This window comes from Streptomyces niveiscabiei, assembly GCF_001419795.1.
In the GTDB taxonomy this organism is placed as follows: Bacteria; Actinomycetota; Actinomycetes; order Streptomycetales; family Streptomycetaceae; genus Streptomyces; species Streptomyces niveiscabiei.
The window spans coordinates 1-1805 of sequence record NZ_LIRL01000816.1 but is presented as its reverse complement, the minus strand read 5'-3'; the positions used below and the strand labels follow the sequence as shown (position 1 = coordinate 1805).

General features: G+C 75.1%; 2 protein-coding genes. One reads left to right on the top strand and one right to left on the bottom strand.

Annotated elements, in window-relative coordinates; all coding sequences use genetic code 11:
• On the bottom strand, positions 1-659 hold a 659-nt coding region (locus AOK24_RS34410), incomplete at its 3' end, for a saccharopine dehydrogenase family protein (RefSeq protein WP_206191321.1).
• Between the two features lie 151 nt (positions 660-810).
• Here AOK24_RS34410 and AOK24_RS34405 point away from each other — a divergent pair.
• A partial coding sequence (locus AOK24_RS34405; RefSeq protein WP_079057143.1) for a CaiB/BaiF CoA transferase family protein occupies positions 811-1805 on the top strand: 995 nt, incomplete at its 3' end.

Here is a 1805-nt window from a genome sequence, read left to right as displayed (position 1 = left end):
GCGGGCGCGGTGGCCCGGCGCCCGACGAGCCGGGGTTCGTGCCGCGCGCGGTCGCGGGCGGCGGCGAACACCTGGCGCCCGCGCGCGAACTGGTTCAGTGCGGAGGCGAGCGTCCCGCCGGAGATCATCGCGTCGGCGGTCACGAAGCCGTCGACCCTGAGCGGCACCCCCTCGGGCAGCTGGCACACCGTGAAGTACGCGCCCAGGTCGTGCGGCACGGAGTCGAACCCGCACGCGTGCACGATCCGCGCCCCGGTCTCCCGCGCGCGGGCGTCGTGCCGCACATAGGTCAGGTCGACGAACTCGGGCTCCCCGGACAGGTCGAGACAGTCGGTGCCGTTGTCCGCGCACGCGGCGACCAGGTCGTCGCCGTAGGTCACGTACGGCCCGACGGTCGTGGCGACGACGCGGGCCTGCTCGGCGAGCGCCCGCAGGGACGCCGGGTCGGCGACGTCCGCGCGCAGCACCCCGACGCCCTCGCCGCCGGACAGCCGCTCGTGCAGCCGCTCCAGCTTGGCCCGGTCGCGCCCGGCGATCGCCCACCGCAGCCCCTCGGGGGCGTGCGCCGCGAGGTACTCCGCGGTGAGCGTGCCGACGAAGCCGGTGGCCCCGAACAGCACGACGTCGTAGGGACGGTCCGACTTCTTCGGCCTGCTCATGACACCCCTCGGGTCGTTGTCAGTGGCCGAGGCTAGCGTGGAGGGTGCGGCACTGATCAAGCACCCGGGCGGCCTAGTTTCCAAGCGCTTGCTCTTGTGCTCGACCGGAACACGTTCCTAGCATCGGCGGTGACGACAGCGAGGGGGCCGGATGACGACGGCAGGGCACGGACCGCTCGCCGGAGTGCGCGTGGTCGAGCTGGCCGGCATCGGCCCCGGCCCGTTCGCCGCGATGCTCCTGGCCGACCTCGGCGCCGACGTCGTCCGGGTGGACCGCCCCGGCCGCCCGGTGCTGGCGATCGACCCGGCGTACGACGTCACCAACCGGAACAAGCGCTCGGTGGTCGTCGACCTCAAGTCCCCGCAGGGCGCCGAGCGGGTGCTCGACCTGGCCGCCCGCGCGGACGTCCTCATCGAGGGCCTGCGCCCCGGAGTCGCCGAACGCCTCGGTGTGGGCCCGCAGGAGTGCCACGCCCGCAACCCCGCGCTGGTGTACGGCCGGATGACCGGCTGGGGCCAGGAAGGGCCCCTCGCACACCGCGCGGGCCACGACATCGCGTACATCGCCGTCACCGGCGCCCTCGGCATCACCGGCACCCCCGACCGGCCCCCGCCCGCCCCGGCGAACCTCCTCGGGGACTACGCGGGCGGCTCGCTCTACCTCGTCGTCGGCGTCCTCGCGGCACTGCACCACGCGCGCGCGACGGGCACCGGCCAGGTCGTGGACGCCGCGATCGTCGACGGCACCGCGCACCTGACGGCGATGCTCCACGGCATGCTCGCGGTCGGCGGCTGGCAGGACCGGCGCGCCGCCAACCTCCTGGACGGCGGCTGCCCGTACTACGGCACGTACGAGACCGCCGACGGCGGCCATATGGCGGTCGGCGCGCTGGAGCCGCAGTTCTACGACGAGTTCACCGCCCTCCTCGGCCTCGACGGCTTCGCGGACGCCCGCAAGGACCCGGCCCGCTGGCCCGCCCTGCGCGAGGCGGTCGCCGCCCGCTTCAGGTCCCGTACGCGGGACGAGTGGACGGCCCGCTTCGAGGGCTCCGACGCGTGCGTGGCACCCGTGCTGTCCCTGCGCGAGGCCCCGCACCACCCGCACCTCGCCGCGCGCGGCACCTTCACCGACCACGCCGGCATCAC